Genomic DNA, 16,087 nt, shown 5'->3' with positions numbered 1-16,087 from the left:
GTGTCGCCCGGAAATCGCGCTGCCCCGTTCTGGATCACCTGGTCGTTCCCGACCGTCCCGAAAGGCCATGCGCCGTGCGTACCGACTCGCACCGTCACCCCAACAGCCCCCTGACCGCCGTCCGTAACCTGGGCATCCTCGCCCACGTCGACGCGGGGAAGACCACCGTCACCGAGCGGATCCTCTATCTCACCGGCGCCACCCACAAACGCGGCGAGGTCCATGACGGCACGACCGTCACCGACTTCGATCCCCAGGAACGCGACCGCGGGATCACCATCTTCGCGGCGGCGGTGAGCTGCGACTGGGACGGCCACCGGATCAATCTGATCGACACCCCCGGGCATGTCGACTTCTCCGACGAGGTGGAGCGCTCCCTGCGCGTACTCGACGGCGCGATCGCGGTGTTCGACGCCGTCGCGGGCGTCGAGCCGCAGAGCGAGTCCGTATGGCGGCAGGCCGATCGCCACGGGGTGCCCCGGATCGCCTTCGTCAACAAGCTGGACCGCGCCGGTGCGGACCTCGACACGGCGGTCGAGTCGATCCGGCAGCGGCTGCATCCGGCCCCGCTCGTCGTCCAGTTGCCGATCGGCACCCAGGACGGGTTCAGGGGAGTGGTGGATCTGGTGCGCATGAGGTCGCTGCTCTGGGCCGACGGGCGGGACACCGTCGAGGAGGGGCCGGTGCCGGACGCCCTGCGGGACGAAGCGGACCGGCGCCGACGGCAGCTGGAGGAAGCGGTGGCGGAACTCCATCCCGTCGCGCTGGAGGAGTTCTGCGCGCAGGCGACGGTCTCCGCACAGACCCTCACCCGCGCGCTGCGCGACCTGACCCGTACCGGGGACGGCGTGGTCGTGCTCTGCGGCTCCGCCTACCGCAATCGCGGCATCGAACCGCTGCTGGCTGCCGCCGTGGCCTACCTGCCCTCGCCGCTGGACGTACCGGCCGTACGCGGCACCGAGGACGGCGCGGTGCGGGAACGGGCCGCCGACCCGGCGGCGCCGTTCGCGGCCCTGGTGTTCAAGGTGACCGCGACCGCGACAGGGCGGCTGACGTATCTGCGTGTGTACTCGGGAACGATCGGGAAAGGAGAGACCGTGCTGGACACCGGCGCGCGGCGCAGCGAGCGGATCGGCCGGATTCTGCGTGTCCAGGCCGACCGTCACACGGAGCTGGACCGGGCGGTCGCCGGGGACATCGTGGCCGTCGTCGGGCCGAAGACCGCCCGCGCCGGGTCGACCCTGTGCGCACCCGCGGCTCCCTTGGTCCTCGAACCGCCGACCGTCGCCGATCCCGTCGTCTCCGTCGCGGTCGAGGCGCGCAGCAGCACCGACACCGACCGCTTGGCCTCGGCGCTGGCGCGCCTGGCCGAGGAGGATCCCTCGCTGGTGGTGCGGACCGACCCCGAGACCGGCCAGACCGTGCTGTCGGGCATGGGCGAGCTGCATCTGGAGGTGGCGGTGGAGAAGATCCGGCGCGACCGGGGAACGGCCGTCAATGTCGGCCGGCCGAGGGTCGCCTACCGGGAGACGGTCGCCCGCGGCGTGTCCGGGCTCGTGTACCGCCATGTCAAACAGGACGGCGGCGCCGGCCAGTTCGCCCATGTCGTCCTCGACGTGGAGCCGCTGGAGTCCGCCGCCGACGGCGGCCACGGGGGCTTCGAGTTCCGCTCGGCCGTCGTCGGCGGGCGGGTGCCGCAGGAGTACGTCCGGGCGGTGGCGGCCGGCTGCCGGGACGCCCTGGCCGAGGGCCCGCTCGGCGGTCACCCGGTGACCGGGCTGAGAGTCGTCCTGACCGATGGAGCGACCCATCCGAAGGACTCCTCCGAGATGGCGTTCCGGACGGCGGGCCGGTTCGCGCTCCGGGAGGCACTGCGCGCCAGCGCGATGCTCCTTCTGGAACCGGTGGCGGAAGTGACGGTCACCGCGCCCGACGACGCCGTGGGCGCGGTACTCGGTGACCTGGCGGCGCGGCGCGGCCGGGTCTCGGACTCGACGACGCGAGCGGGCGCGTCGGTGATCACGGCCACCGTGCCGCTGGCCGAGCTGTTCGGCTACGCGACCCGGCTGCGCGGCCGCACCCGGGGCCGGGGAACCTTCACCACCCGGCCCGCCGGCTACGCCCCGGCACTGAGCACGGCGTCCCGGCGGACACCGGTCCGCTAGCCATGACGACGGCTCCGCCCGCAACCGGGCGGGGCCGTCCCGACCGTCGTGAACGCCGTGGTCCGCGGTATGCGCCCGGCGGAAAACCCGAGAGGGCCGCGGGCGCCGATCCTCGGGCCGGGCCGCCGTCCCCGGGTCACGCCGTACGGGCGTTCGTCCGCCAAAGCCACCCGATGTCCCGCCCGAACGACCACACCAGCGACCCCAGAGCCAGCGCCACCGCCCCGAGTGTCACCGCCTGCGGGAGAATCCCGGCCCCCGCCACCAGCAGCACGACCCCTTGCAGCGCCGCCACCGTCTTGCGCGCCGTGCTCGGCGGCAACTCCCCGTTCAGCCACGGCATCGCCCGCGCCGCCGCCACGAACACGTACCGCATCGCCCCGATCAGCAGGACCCAGGGACCCAGCGACATCGACACGTACACGCTCAGCACCAGGATCAGGAACGCGTCGACCTCCATGTCGAACCGTGCCCCCAGCGCCGACGACGTGCCCGTGTGCCGGGCCACCTTGCCGTCCACGCCGTCGAGGATCAGGGCCACCGCCGTCAGCCCGACGAAGAGCGTGATCGGGGGCGAGCTCTCGAAGGAGTCCGCGACCAGGGCCGTGACGCCGCCGACCAGCGTCGCGCGTCCCAGCGTCACCCGGTTGGCCAGGCCGAACGACCGCAGACGCGAGCGGAGCACGGCGCGGGTCAGGACCGCCCAGGTGGCGAGCGCGAACGCCAGGCCCGTCAGCCAGCCCGCCGGGCCCATCCCGATCGCCGAGCCCAACAAGGCCAGCAACAGGATCTGCACGCCCGCTCCCACGGTCGTCTCCTGCTGCAAAAGCCTCGCGTCGTATGTGTGGTTCAGGGCCACCGCTCACCCTCCGGCCAAGTGACAGATTGGATCAAGGCCGCGTACCTTGTGCGCGGCTTCGCATAGCTGCGTACGTGGCGGGCCGCCCGATCGTTCAGGAGGACGCATATGGAACTCACAGGACGCGCCTTCTGGCTGCGCTCGCCCGGACACGGCGAGCTGCGGGACGTGGAGCTGCACAAGCCCGCCGACGGCGAGGTGCTCGTGCGCGCGCTCTACTCGGGCGTCAGCCGCGGCACGGAGACCCTCGTCTTTCGCGGTGGCGTACCCGAGAGCCAACAGGCCGCCATGCGAGCGCCCTTCCAGGAAGGCGATTTCCCGGCGCCGGTGAAGTACGGCTACCTGAGTGTCGGAACGGTCGAGTACGGGCCGCGGGAGCTCGTCGGGCGGACCGTCTTCTGCCTCTATCCGCATCAGAGCCGGTACGTCGTCCCCGCCTCCGCGGTCACTGTCATCCCGGATGCCGTACCCGCCGCCCGGGCCGTCCTCGCCGGCACCGTCGAGACCGCCGTCAACGCGCTGTGGGACGCCGCGCCCCTCGTCGGCGACCGCATCGCCGTGGTCGGCGGCGGCATGGTCGGCTGTTCCGTCGCCGCGCTCCTCGCCCGCTTTCCCGGCGTCCGCGTCCAGCTCGTCGACGCCGACCCGGCGCGCGCCGACATCGCCCGCGCGCTCGGCGTCGGCTTCGCCCTGCCCGAGGACGCCCTCGGCGAGTGCGACCTGGTGGTGCACGCCAGCGCCACCGAGGCGGGGCTCACCCGGTCCCTCGAACTCCTCGCCCCGGAGGGGACCGTCCTCGAAATGAGCTGGTACGGCGACCGGCGCGTCAGCCTGCCGCTCGGCGAGGCCTTCCACTCCCGGCGGCTCGTCGTGCGCAGCAGCCAGGTCGGCACCGTGTCGCCGTCCGGGCGCCCCGGACGCACGTACGCCGACCGGCTCGCGCTCGCCCTCGAACTGCTCGCCGAACCCGCGTTCGACGCGCTCGTCACCGGCGAGTGCGCCTTCGAAGAACTCCCCGACGTGCTGCCACGGCTTGCCAGTGGTGAGCTTGCGGGGTTGTGCCACCGAGTTCTGTACGACGCCGGCTGACCCCCACGCGAGCTGCCCGTCCCCGGAGCGAAGCCGCATCGGATCCGCACAAGGATTCATGAGGAACCTTCGAAACAAGGAGAACGAGCAGATGAACAAGGCGTACGGGTCAGCCGTACTACACGGCATGCCCCGGCAGGGGAGTCAGACGCACCGCACCTGGAGGGTCGTCCGTTGTTCAGCATCACCGTCCGCGATCACATCATGATCGCCCACAGCTTCCGCGGCGAGGTCTTCGGACCCGCGCAGCGTCTGCACGGAGCGACGTTCCTCGTGGACGCCACCTTCCGCCGCGCCGAGCTGGACGACGACAACATCGTCGTCGACATCGGACTGGCCACACAGGAGCTGGGAGGTGTGGTGAGCGAGCTGAACTACCGGAACCTCGACAACGAGCCCGACTTCGCCCACACCAACACCTCGACGGAGTTCCTCGCCAAGGTCATCGCCGACCGGCTCGCCGAGCGCGTGCACAAGGGAGCGCTGGGCGAGGGCGCCCGCGGCCTGGCGGGCATCTCGGTCACGCTGCACGAGTCGCACATCGCCTGGGCGAGTTACGAGCGTGCTCTGTGACTGACACGACCGTCGAGCGGACATCGACGAACACCATGAACACCGCCCGCGAGACGGCCGCGAAGGTCGTCGACCAGGCAGCCCTGAACTACGTGCCCGTGCAGCACGCGGCTCTCAAGAACGCCGAGATCATCCCCATGTCCCTGCGCACCGCCCACTTCGTGATGCCCGGCGGCGTCGACGACCCGGCCATGCCGAGCGGCGGCAACGCCTACGACCGCCGGATCTGCCTCGACCTGCCCGGCTTCGGCTGGCAGGTCCACAAGCACTTGGTCGACGGCAGCTGGCCCCGGCCCGGCGCGGACGCCCGCGCCGAACTCGCCCGTACGCTGCGGGAACTGCCCGACGGCACGGTCGTCCTGCTCGACGGACTCGTCGCCTGCCCAGTGCCCGAGATCGTCGTGCCCGAGGCCGAACGGCTGCGTCTGGCCGTACTGGTGCACCTTCCCCTGGGTGACGAGACCGGGCTCGACCCCGCCGTCGCCGCCGAACTCGACCGGCTGGAGCGCACGACCCTGCGTGCCGTGTCCGCGGTCGTCGCCACCAGCGACTGGGCGGTCCGCCGGCTCGTCTCCCACCACGGGCTCGCCCCCGACCGCGTCCATGCCGCCGCCCCCGGCGCCGACATCGCCCCCCTCGCCTCCGGCACCGACGGCGTCTCCCGGCTGCTGTGCGTCGCCGCGGTGACGCTGCGCAAGGGACAGCACCGGCTGATCGAGGCCCTCGCGACCGTCACCGACCTGCCCTGGACCTGCTCGTTCGTCGGCGGGCTCGGACAGGACCCCGAGTACGTCGCACGGCTCCGCGCCCTGATCGACCAGCACGGCCTCGGTGACCGGCTGCACCTCGCGGGACCCCAGGCGGGCGCCGAACTCGACGCGAGCTACGCCGCCGCCGACCTCATGGTCCTCGCCTCGTACGCCGAGACATACGGCATGGCCGTCACCGAAGCCCTGGCCCGCGGCATCCCCGTCCTCGCCACCGACGTCGGCGGGGTTCCCGAAGCGGTCGGGCGCGCGCCCGACGGCGGGGTGCCCGGCATCCTCGTACCGCCGGAGGATCCGGCGGCGCTCGCCGCGGAACTGCGCGGCTGGTTCGGCGAGGCCGATGTACGGCGCCGGCTGAAGGCGGCCGCGCGCGGGCGGCGGGCCGCGCTGGACGGCTGGGCGACGACCGCCCGCAGCCTGGCGGGCGTACTGTCCCGGCTGCCCGACACGTCCCGGAGGGCGGCATGAGCATGAGCACCACCCCGACAGGGTCCCCCGGAAGTACGGCCACGGGAGCGGCTGACACCGACCCGGCCTCCGGGCCCGCCCCGCTGCCGGCGATTCCGGCGCCCGCGGGCGCCGACCCCGAGGTGCCGCGCTACGCCCCCCAGTGGCTCCAACTGCGCGAGCCCGCCGACGCCGCCGCGCGGGCCCACGACCTGCTCGACCCGCTGCGGATCCGGCTGGCGAACCGGCCGGGGCGGCCGAGGGACCTGGTCGTGCACGACCTCGGCTGCGGCACCGGCTCCATGGGGCGCTGGCTGGCACCCCGGCTCGACGGCGCCCAGCACTGGGTCCTGCACGACCGCGACCCGTATCTGCTGCACTTCGCCACCGTGGGCGCGCCCCGGGCGGCCGCCGACGGCAGCCGCGTCACGGTGACCACCCAGCGCGGCGACATCGGGCGGCTCACCCCGGACGCCCTCGCCGGTGCCTCGCTGGTGACCGCCTCCGCGCTCCTCGACGTCCTCACCCCCGACGAGATCGACACGCTCGCCGAGGCCTGCGTCGGCGCGGGCTGCCCGGCGCTGCTGACGCTCTCCGTCGTCGGACGGGTGGAACTGACCCCGGCCGACCCGATGGACGCGGAGATCGGCGAGGCCTTCAACACCCACCAGCGGCGGGGCGACCTCCTCGGACCCGACGCGATCAACGCGGCCTGCGAGGCCTTCGGGCGGCTGGGCGCGACCGTACGGGTGAACCCGAGCGCCTGGCGACTCGGCGCCCAGGAAAGTGAACTGGCGGCGGAGTGGCTGCGCGGCTGGGTCGGGGCGGCCGTCGAGCAGCGACCGGAGCTGGCGGAGCGTGCGGATACGTATCTGCAGCGCCGTCTGGCCGCCTGCGCCGCGGGCGAACTGCGGGTGGTCGTGCACCACATGGACCTGCTGGCACTGCCGAGGCCGGCGGGCGGGGCGTCATGACGGCGCCGGCGGATGCGGGGCCGCTGATGACCGACGCCGCGCAGCTCACCACGGTGCGGCCGCCGGAACCCGCACGACCGAAGGACGGCGCGACCTCCGTGACCGTGTCGCCCGTCGCGTCGCCCCGCACCTCGCGAGCCACCCGGCTGCGTGCCCGGTTCGCATCGCGGGCGGTCCGTAAGCACTTCGGGACCGTCGCCGGCACCGTCATCCTCGGCGTGCTCCTGTGGCGCCTCGGCACCGGTGTCTTCCTCGACGGGCTGCGCCGGATCGACGCCCCGACCCTGCTGATCGGGCTCGGCATCGGCCTGCTGACCACCGTGTTCAGCGCCTGGCGCTGGTGCCTCGTCGCCCGGGGACTGGGCATCCGGCTGCCGCTCGGCCCCGCCGTCGCCGATTACTACCGTGCCCTGTTCCTCAACGCGGCGCTGCCCGGCGGTGTCGTCGGCGACGTCCATCGCGCGGTACGGCACGGGCAGAGCACCGGTGACCTCGGCCGCGGCGTCCGCGCGGTGATCTTCGAACGGACCGCCGGCCAGATCGCCCTGGTGGCGATCGGCGTACCGGTCCTGCTCACGCAGCCGTCACCGGTGCTGGCCCAGAGCCGCCATCTGGCCGAGCTGCTGGGGCTCGCCGCACTCGGTTCGCTCGCCATCGTGGCGGCCATCCGGATGGGCCGCGCGCCCCGCCCGTCCCGTCGGGGCCGGGCCCTGCGCGCCGCGCTCACCGAGGCGCGGAGCGCACTGCTCGACCGGCGCAACTGGCCCGGCGTCCTGCTGTCGTCGTGCGTCGTGCTCGCCGGACACCTCGCGATGTTCCTGGTCGCCGCGCGGGTCGCCGGATCCGCCGCGTCCGTCGCCCGGTTGCTGCCCATCGCGCTGCTGGCCCTGATCGCCATGGGACTGCCGCTGAACATCGGCGGCTGGGGTCCCAGGGAGGGCGTCACCGCCTGGGCCTTCGGCGCGGCCGGGCTCGGCGCGAGCACGGGGCTGACCGTCGCCGTCGTGTACGGCGTCCTCAGCTTCGTCGCGAGCCTGCCCGGCATCTGCGTACTCGTCGTCCGCTGGTACGCCGCCCTGAAGCACCGGCGGCACGAGAGCCCGGCCACCGCCGAACGGCCGGACGAAGCGGTGGACGTGGCGGACGAAGCGGTGGACGCGGCGCACGCCGAAGGCGAAACGGCGGCGCCCACCGGACGGCCGCGGCACCTTGTGCCCGACGCCGGCTCGACCCCGGAGCGCACCCCCCACGCGCTCCGTGCCCCCGCACCGCACGCCTCCTACCCCCGCTCACCCCCGTCACGGCCGGAGGTGCTCCTGACACGGCGTCACGAACGGTGCCGGTCCGCCGCCGCCGTTCCGGGGGTCACGGTGGCCGATTCCGAGGTGACCAAGGAGAAATACGGTTCGAAGGAATCGACGAGCCCCGCCAGCAGTTGCTTCCCCTTCTCCGCGGAAGCGAGCGAGGGGCGCCCGATGACGCCCGACTCCGTATAGGCCGACATACCGAGGGTGAGCAGATGCCGCCGATCGTCGACGAGGAAATCGGTGGTCTCGTATCCGGGCCGGACCAATTCCGGATGGGTGTGCAAGAGAATGGAGGTCTCAATTTCCCCGGCGTGCATATCACTGAGCAGCGAGGTCTGTACACCCGCCCGTTCCCTGGCCGCATCCCAGTCCTCCGGGGCCGGGAAAAGCGCCATACGGGTACCGCTGCCGGCGGATTCCTGAACTACATTGCCCAGTACGTAATTTCCGCCGTGCGCGTTGACCAGAACCAGGGTCTCGACCCCCGAACGGCGGAGCGAGTCCGCGATGTCCCGGACCACCGCGTGGAGCGTGACGGAGGAGATGCTGACGGTTCCCGGCCAGGCCGCGTGCTCGTGCGAGCAGGAGATCGTCACCGGAGGAAGGAGATGGACCGGATACGCGGCGGCGACTTCCCGCGCGATGGCACAGGCGACCAGCGTGTCGGTGGCCAGCGGAAGGAACGCACCGTGCTGTTCGAAGCTGCCGACAGGAAGCACGGCGACCTGCCGGACGGCCCCGGACCCGCGTTCCCGGACATCCTCCGTGGTGTCCTGCGGCAACAGACCGGATACCGTCGACTGCGATCCTGAACTACTCATGTTTCACGGCCTTTCGACTCTGCTTAGGAACCAGATCATGACAGAAAACTTTGGCGTACTCGGCGGGACTGCGCATCTCTCAGGTGTCGAACGAGTCGTGAATGCCCCCCTGCCCACCGTGTACGGCGATTTCCATGCCGTCGGTTACCTCGACCACGATCGCGGAGAGGAGCAAGTGGCCCTGGTGTACGGCGAGATCGGTGACATCGGGGGCCTCGGCGGTGTGCGTGGCGCCGGGGAGGAGGGGGTGCTCACCCGGCTCCATTCGGAATGCCTGACAGGGGACGCCTTCGGGTCCAGGCACTGCGAGTGCGGCCCCCAACTCACCACCGCCCTGCGGGAGATCGTCGCCGCGGGGCGCGGCATCCTCGTCTACCTCCGCGGCCACGAGGGCCGGGGGATCGGCCTGCTCGCCAAGCTGCGCGCGATGAAGCTCCAGGCGGAGGGGCTGGACACCGTGGAGGCGAACCTCGCCCTCGGCCTCCCGGTGGACGCCCGTGACTACGGGGTGGCGGCGAAGATCCTGCACGACCTCGGGGTGAGGTCCGTACGCCTGCTCTCCAACAACCCGCGCAAACTGGAGTCGCTGCTCCAGCACGGCATCAACGTCGTCGAACAGGTTCCGCTGCTGATACCGCCGTGCGAGGAGAACATCACCTATCTGCGCACCAAGCGGGAGCGGCTCGACCACATCCTGCCGCACCTGGACGCCGTGGCCCGCTCCTCCTGAGCCGGCCCGCTCCACGCGACGGCCGCGCGGCCGGCCGGCCGGTCCCACCCCGGCGCCGGCCGCCGGCGGCGATGCCTTCCGCGGCCACTTCCGCGGCGACGAGGCCGGCCGTCCCGTGTCCCGGGGCGGCTTTCGGGTTTCGCCGTCGTCCGTGGCGAGAAGGTCTCGCACGGTGGCCGTGGTGTGCGGCACCCGGACGCGCCGGGCGTGGTACGCCGGCCGGGACAGCGGATAGGAGCAAGGTATGACCGACGACGACGTCCTCTACCTCTCCTCGCGCCGCGTGACGGAACTGCTGGACACCGACGCGGCGATCGCCTCGCAGCGCGCCGCGTTCACCGCGCTCGGCGACGGCACCGCCGAGCTCCCCGGCAAGATCATGTACCCCAGCCGGTTCGACGACAGTGTCGTCTTCGCGTACGTCTCGCGGCTGTCCGCGGACACCGGGACCGTCGCCAAGTTCGGCAGCGTCAATCCCGGGAACCCGGCCGCAGGTCTGGCCAGCGTCCACGCGGTGATCAACGCGCTCGACCCGGTGACCGGCCGGCTCGTGGCCGTCATGGACGGTACGGCGGTCACCACACTGCGGACCGCCGCCGCGAGCGCCGTCGCCTTCGACGCGCTGGCCACCGCCGACGCCTCCGAGCTGGGCCTTCTCGGCTCCGGCACCCAGGCACTCGCCCATGCGCGGGCCGTCGCCCGGGTGCGGGACCTCAGGTCCGTACGCGTCTGGAGCCCGAACCCCGGCCGCCGCGAGCAGGCGGCCCAGCGGCTCGCCGCCGAACTCGGTGTCGCCGCCAAGGGTGTCGACACCGCCGAGGAAGCCGTGGCCCAAGTGCCCATGGTCGCCGCCTGCACACTGAGCAGGACGCCGGTCGTACGCGGCGAGTGGCTCGCGCCGGGGTGCACGGTGGTGAGCGTGGGTTCCTTCGAGCCGACCCGCAGCGAGGTCGACGCCGAGGTGCTGCGGCGGGCCGCGGCGGTGGTCGTCGACGATCCGGGGACCGCGGCCGACCACGCGGGACCGGTGGTGGACGCGCTGCGGGAGCGGCGGCTCGCCCCGGACGACCTGATCCCGCTCGGCGCCGTGGTCACCGGCCGGCACACCGCGCGGACGAGCCCCGGCGACATCGTCTTCTACAACAGCGTCGGACTCGGCATCCAGGACGCGGCGGCGGCCTGGGCCGTGATCGCCGCGGCCCGCGGACCACGGGAGCACCCATGAACACACACGCCGACGTGGTCGTCATCGGCGGCGGGGTGATGGGCACGAGCATCGCCTACCACCTGGCCCGCGCGGGCGTACGCGACGTCGTCCTGGTGGAGCGCGACGAACTCGCCTCCGGTTCGACCTCGCGGGCCGCGGGCGGCGTACGGGCGCAGTTCTCCGACGAGCTCAACATCCGGCTCGGCGCCCGGAGCCTGGAGGCGTTCGGCCGGTTTGGGGAGGAACCGGGGCAGGACATCGGGCTGCACCGGGTCGGCTATCTGTTCCTGCTGTCCACTCCGGAGGAGGTCGCCGCGTTCGAGACGGGGGTCCGGCTCCAGAACTCCCTGGGTGTGCCGAGCCGCATGCTCGAACCGGCCGAGGCGCGCCGCCTCTCGCCGCTCATCACCACCGACGGGCTGCTGGCCGCCGCCTTCTCACCGGACGACGGGCACTGCACGCCCGAGTCGGTGGTCCACGGCTACGCGGCCGCCGCCCGCCGCCACGGCGCGAAGGTGCTGCGGCATTGCGAGGTCACCGGCATCGAGACCCGCGGCGACGACATCACGGCCGTACTCACCCGGCGCGGACGCATCGGGACCGGCACGGTGATCTGCGCGGCCGGCGCCTGGTCGAAGGCCGTCGGCGCCATGGTCGGGGTGGACCTGCCGGTGCGGCCGCTGCGCCGCCAGATCGCCGTCACGGAGCCGGTCACCGGTCTGCCGCCCGGGCTGCCCATGACCATCGACTTCACCAGCAGCCTCTACTTCCACACCGAAGGCCCGGGTCTCCTCGTCGGCATGTCCGACCCCGACGAGACCACCGGCTTCTCGACCGAGACCCACGACCGCTGGATCCCCCGGCTGTGCGAGGCGATGGAACGCCGCGCGCCCCCCCTGCTCGACCTGCGCCGCACCGGCGGCTGGGCGGGCCTGTACGAGATCACACCGGACCACAACGCGCTGATCGGCGAGGCGGGTTCCTGCTCCCGTTTCCTGTACGCGACCGGCTTCTCCGGGCATGGCTTCCTCCAGGGACCCGCGGTCGGCGAGGTGATCCGTGATCTGTACCTCGACCGCGTACCGTTCGTCGACATCAGCCCCCTGAGCGTCGAGCGGTTCGCCGCCGACGCGCCGCGTCCGGAGGTCAACCGCGTATGACCCAGCTCCACTTGTGGCTGCGCCACGAGTCCCGTACGACCGAGCGGCGCACGCCCGTCGTACCGTCCGACGCCCGACGGCTCGTCGAGAGCGGGGTGCGGCTGACCGTGGAGGACTCACCGCAGCGGATCTTTCCGACCGAGGCGTACGAGGCGGTGGGCTGCGAGATCGCCGAGGCGGGCTCATGGGTGTCGGCGCCACCGGACGCCGTGATCGTCGGCCTCAAGGAACTCCCGGACGAGCCCGCCGAACTGGTTCACCGGCATGTCTTCTTCGGGCACGCGTACAAGCGGCAGCCCGGAGCCGAGGCGCTGCTGCGCAGGTTCGCGGCCGGCGGCGGGGCCCTGTTCGACCTCGAGTACCTGGTGGACGACGACGGACGCCGGCTGGCCGCGTTCGGCTACTGGGCCGGATACCTGGGGGCGGCGCTCGCCGTGCTCCACCACCGGGGCGGCCTCGGCACCCCGCTGCGGCCGACGTCGAAGGAGGAGCTGGAGGCGGAACTCCGCTCCTCCGAGGGTGAGTTGACGGCGCTGGTCATCGGGGCCCTGGGCCGCAGCGGCCGGGGCGCCCGCGTGGCCCTCGGCGAGGCCGGCGTCGAACCCACCTGCTGGGACCTGGCCGAGACGCGCGATCTCGACCGACCGGTTCTCCTGGAGCACGAGTTGCTGGTCAACACCGTGCTCACCACCCGGCCGATCCCGCCGTTCCTCACGGACAAGGACCTGGACGAGCCGGGCCGTCGGCTGCGGACGCTCGCGGACGTCACCGTCGACGTCGGATCGCCCCTGAACGTCCTGCCGGTCTACGACACGACCACCGACTGGGCGCACCCCGTCCGCCGCCTCCGCGAGGCGCCGCCGCTCGACCTCATCGCGATCGACAACCTGCCGTCCCTGCTGCCCCGGGAGGCGAGCACGGACTTCTCGGCGGCACTGCTGCCGTCGCTGCTCGACTTCGGCACCGCTGAATCCCGGGGACGGTCCGGCGGACCCGGGGTACGGTCCGGCGGACCGTGGGGACGGTGCCTGGACCGCTTCCACGAGGCCTGCCGTGAACTCGGCATCGAACTCGGCACCGACGACACGGAGGTCCGCGATGTCTGACCCGGTTCCCGCGAGCGGTACCGTCCACTGGATCGGCGCGGGCCTGTCCACGGGCAGCGGCCTCGCGGCCGTGTGCGTCGCCGCCGACCGCGTACGGCTGTGGCATCGCACCGAGGAGCGCGCGGCACAGGCTCTCGACCACCTGGGGCTCGCCGGGCGCGCCGAGCCCCGCGCGTACACGCTCCCCGCGCTGGCGGCCGAGCTCGCACCCGGAGACGTGGTGGTCTCCATGCTGCCCGCCCCGGAACACGCCCCGCTGCTCGCCCTCTGCGTCCAGGGCCGGGCTCACTTCGCCTGCTCCAGCTATGTGTCGGACGCGGTGCTCGACCAGGTCCCGGCGGCCGCCGCGGCAGGCGTCGTCGTGCTCACCGAGGCCGGGCTCGACCCCGGCATCGACCACCTGTTCGCCCACAGTCTGATCGCACGGGCCCAGGAGGCGATCGGATCCGAAACGGCGGCGGAGGTGAGTCTGACGTCGTACTGCGGCGGCGTCCCGGCGGTCCCCAACGACTTCAAGTACCGCTTCAGCTGGGCACCCGCGGGAGTGCTCAACGCCCTGCGCTCACCCGCGCGTTACCTCGACCACGGGGCCGAGACGACGACGGACCGGCCGTGGGAGGCGACGCGGCCCCATGTCGTCGACGGCGAGACCTTCGAGGTCTACCCCAACCGGGACAGTGTTCCCTTCATCGGCCAGTACGGCCTGCCGGCCGCCTGGAAACCGCAGACGTTCGTCCGCGGCACCCTCCGGCTCGACGGCTGGCTGCGGGCCTGGGGCGCGGTCTTCGAGGAACTGAAAGCGGGTGACGACGAGCGCATCGCGGCGCTCGCGGCGGAGCTGGCCACGACGTACCCGACGACGGAGGAGGACCGCGACCGCGTGGTTCTCGCCGTGTCCCTGGAGGTGCGGAGCGGCACGGGGGCGACCTGGTCGGGCCGCTACCTGCTGGACCTCGAAGGCACCCCGGAGGAGAGCGCGATGGCCCGCTGCGTCTCCCGCACACTGGGGCTGGGGGTGCGCCACGTACTCGACGGCGACCTGCCGGCCGGCTTGAACCGCGCGGCGGAGACGGCGCAGCGGTCGGAGGAGTGGCTGGGGGAGCTGCGGCGGGAGGGGATCGACTTCGCGCTTCGGACCGATGGGTGAAGGCGGTGGGGGCGGCGCGTCGCCGCCCCCACCGCAGGAACCGCGCGGCGCCGTCGCCGAGCCGGCGCCGCGGCGCCGCGCACACGCTTGACCTTGACGCGGCGGCAAGGTTTCTACTGAAGTCATGCGGATCGGAGAGATCGCCGCGCTCGTCGGGGTCACGACCCGGGCGATCCGGCACTACCACCATGTCGGGCTGCTCCCGGAACCGGAGCGGCGCCCCAACGGATACCGGGCCTACAGCGTCCGCGACGCCGTCCTGCTGGCCCGCGTACGCCGGCTGACCGAGCTCGGGCTCAGCCTCGACGAGGTGCGGGACGTCCTCGCGGACGACGCGGGGCGCGACCTGGCCGACGTACTGGAGGAACTGGACGCCGACCTCGCCCGGCAGGAGGCCGAGATCGGGGAGCGCCGGCGGCGGCTCGCGGTGCTGCTGGCCGCCGAGCCGCGGGACACCGAACCCCTGTCCCCCGCGCTCGCCGCGCTCCTCGCAAAGACGCCGCACCCGGCCTCGCCCGCCGCCGCGAAGGACCGCGAGCACCTGACGCTGCTCGACGCCGCGGGCTCCGGCGGCCAGGAACTGTACGCCGCGCTCGGACCGTTGGCGGCCGACCCGGCGCTGCTCGCGCTCTACGAACGCCTCGACGCACTCGCCGAAGCCCCGACGGACGATCCGCGGATCCCGGCGCTGGCAGCCGAGCTGGTGGCGGCCGTCCCCGACGAGGTGTTCGCCGCGATCTCCGCCGAGGGACAGGTCGTGGCCGGGTTCCAGGAGGCGCTGCTCGCGGAGTACGCCCCCGCGCAGGCGGAAGTCGTACGCAGGGTCATGGAGGCTTTCATGCGCAGGAGCCGGGGATGAGCGGGACCGGGGAGGTACGCGGGATGCGGGCGGCGCGGATCGCGGCCGGCGCCGTCATACCGGGGGAGCTCGCGTTGGCGGTGTGCCTGGCGGCCGGGGTACGGCCGCCGGTGTGGGCGACTGCGGCCGCCGAGGCCGTGGCGCTCGCGGTGCTCATGCTGGAGGCATGGGTGCTGCGCTCGCTGTACGCGAGCCGGCGCGCCCAGGGCCTCGAGCCACCGGCCGCCCTGCGGGCCGCTGTCCGTGCCGTCGTCCCCGCACGGGTACGCCGGCTACTGGTGCACGAGCTGCGTGCCGCCGCCTCCCTCGGCCGGTGGGCCGCGCGCCGGAAGCACGGTGTTCGCCCCGGGGACCATGTCGCCGGGTACACCGGACCGCAGACGGCGATGATGTACGGACTGATCTTCGTCTCGGTGATCGAGACGGTCGCGCTGGCGGTCCTGATCCCGTGGCCCGTCGTCCACCGGGTGCTGCTCGTCCTCGACGTGTACGGGGTCCTCATGATGCTGGGCCTGCACGCCGCCTGCGTCACCCGGCCGCACGTGGCGCGCCCCGACGGCTCCCTGCGGATCCGCTATGGGGCCCTCTTCGACCTCGCCGTCCCGGCGGACGCGGTCGCCTCGGTCCGGGTCGACCGCTGCTACCCGCAAGGCAGGCTCGTGACGCTGTCCGAGAAGGGGGTGCTCGATCTGATCGTGGCCGGTCAGACCACGGTGACCCTGGAACTGACCCGCCCTCTGGTCTTCACCCGCCCGCTCGGCGGCAGAGGGGAAGCACGGACCATCCGCTTCCACGCCGACGACCCGCGCGCGCTGGTCGGCGCCCTGCGCCGGCCCGCGCTCACCTGAATTCCCCCCATTGCACTGAGAACCGAGA

14 protein-coding genes and 1 pseudogene are annotated in these 16,087 nt (G+C 72.9%); 13 read left to right on the top strand and 2 right to left on the bottom strand.

All coding sequences use genetic code 11. From position 1 onward, the window contains the following. The first annotated feature begins 74 nt into the window (after positions 1 to 74). A complete protein-coding gene (gene fusA / locus GTY58_RS09490; protein ID WP_010983238.1) occupies positions 75 to 2,165 on the top strand; it encodes an elongation factor G in 2,091 nt (696 codons plus the stop codon). 136 nt (positions 2,166 to 2,301) lie between these two features. Here the strand turns inward: fusA and GTY58_RS09485 are convergent, their stop codons facing one another. Next, complete coding sequence (locus GTY58_RS09485) at positions 2,302 to 3,024, bottom strand: CDP-alcohol phosphatidyltransferase family protein (protein WP_010983237.1); 723 nt, start codon at positions 3,022 to 3,024, stop codon at positions 2,302 to 2,304. A gap of 108 nt (positions 3,025 to 3,132) precedes the next feature. Between GTY58_RS09485 and GTY58_RS09480 the strand changes: the two genes are divergently transcribed. The 5 genes from GTY58_RS09480 (at position 3,133) to GTY58_RS09460 (ending at position 8,370) form a co-directional block, all read left to right on the top strand. Next, positions 3,133 to 4,113 (top strand): zinc-binding alcohol dehydrogenase, encoded by a 981-nt coding sequence (locus tag GTY58_RS09480; RefSeq protein ID WP_010983236.1) that lies wholly within the window; start codon positions 3,133 to 3,135, stop codon positions 4,111 to 4,113. Positions 4,114 to 4,287: 174 nt separating this feature from the next. After that, positions 4,288 to 4,686 (top strand): 6-carboxytetrahydropterin synthase, encoded by a 399-nt coding sequence (locus tag GTY58_RS09475; RefSeq protein WP_010983235.1) that lies wholly within the window; start codon positions 4,288 to 4,290, stop codon positions 4,684 to 4,686. Positions 4,687 to 4,721: 35 nt separating this feature from the next. Beyond that, a complete protein-coding gene (locus GTY58_RS09470) occupies positions 4,722 to 5,921 on the top strand; it encodes a glycosyltransferase family 4 protein (protein ID WP_037647561.1) in 1,200 nt (399 codons plus the stop codon). After that, a complete protein-coding gene (locus GTY58_RS09465; RefSeq protein WP_010983233.1) occupies positions 5,918 to 6,874 on the top strand; it encodes a class I SAM-dependent methyltransferase in 957 nt (318 codons plus the stop codon). Before GTY58_RS09470 ends, GTY58_RS09465 begins: the two co-directional genes overlap by 4 nt. Positions 6,875 to 6,900: 26 nt before the next feature. Continuing rightward, complete coding sequence (locus GTY58_RS09460; protein ID WP_237528748.1) at positions 6,901 to 8,370, top strand: lysylphosphatidylglycerol synthase transmembrane domain-containing protein; 1,470 nt, start codon at positions 6,901 to 6,903, stop codon at positions 8,368 to 8,370. Here GTY58_RS09460 and GTY58_RS09455 read toward each other — a convergent pair. Then, positions 8,343 to 9,002: pseudogene (locus GTY58_RS09455) on the bottom strand (creatininase family protein); the annotation flags it as partial. The gene GTY58_RS09460 and the pseudogene GTY58_RS09455 overlap by 28 nt on opposite strands. Positions 9,003 to 9,039: 37 nt before the next feature. On the opposite strand from GTY58_RS09455, the gene ribA reads away from it, so the two are divergent. From ribA to GTY58_RS09420, 7 genes are all read left to right on the top strand, one after another. Then, complete coding sequence (gene ribA / locus GTY58_RS09450; protein WP_010983230.1) at positions 9,040 to 9,732, top strand: GTP cyclohydrolase II; 693 nt, start codon at positions 9,040 to 9,042, stop codon at positions 9,730 to 9,732. 244 nt (positions 9,733 to 9,976) lie between these two features. Continuing rightward, positions 9,977 to 10,957, top strand: a complete 981-nt coding sequence (locus tag GTY58_RS09445) for an ornithine cyclodeaminase family protein (RefSeq protein WP_010983229.1) — start codon at positions 9,977 to 9,979, stop codon at positions 10,955 to 10,957. Further along, positions 10,954 to 12,099 (top strand): FAD-binding oxidoreductase, encoded by a 1,146-nt coding sequence (locus GTY58_RS09440; RefSeq protein WP_010983228.1) that lies wholly within the window; start codon positions 10,954 to 10,956, stop codon positions 12,097 to 12,099. The genes GTY58_RS09445 and GTY58_RS09440 overlap by 4 nt, the downstream gene beginning before the upstream one ends. Beyond that, a complete protein-coding gene (locus GTY58_RS09435) occupies positions 12,096 to 13,205 on the top strand; it encodes a saccharopine dehydrogenase (protein WP_010983227.1) in 1,110 nt (369 codons plus the stop codon). Before GTY58_RS09440 ends, GTY58_RS09435 begins: the two co-directional genes overlap by 4 nt. Continuing rightward, on the top strand, positions 13,198 to 14,352 hold the full coding sequence (locus GTY58_RS09430) for a saccharopine dehydrogenase family protein (protein WP_010983226.1): 1,155 nt from the start codon (positions 13,198 to 13,200) through the stop codon (positions 14,350 to 14,352). Before GTY58_RS09435 ends, GTY58_RS09430 begins: the two co-directional genes overlap by 8 nt. Positions 14,353 to 14,476: 124 nt before the next feature. Further along, entirely contained in the window at positions 14,477 to 15,211 is a 735-nt protein-coding gene (locus GTY58_RS09425; protein WP_010983225.1) for a MerR family transcriptional regulator, read from the top strand. Further along, positions 15,208 to 16,059, top strand: a complete 852-nt coding sequence (locus GTY58_RS09420; RefSeq protein ID WP_010983224.1) for a hypothetical protein — start codon at positions 15,208 to 15,210, stop codon at positions 16,057 to 16,059. The genes GTY58_RS09425 and GTY58_RS09420 overlap by 4 nt, the downstream gene beginning before the upstream one ends. Positions 16,060 to 16,087 lie beyond the last annotated feature (28 nt).

Origin of the sequence: Streptomyces sp. SID5469 (assembly GCF_009862865.1) — a bacterium.
Taxonomy (GTDB): Bacteria; Actinomycetota; Actinomycetes; order Streptomycetales; family Streptomycetaceae; genus Streptomyces; species Streptomyces avermitilis.
Note: the sequence above shows the minus strand (reverse complement) of the source record. Positions and strands in the feature narration are given on the sequence as shown.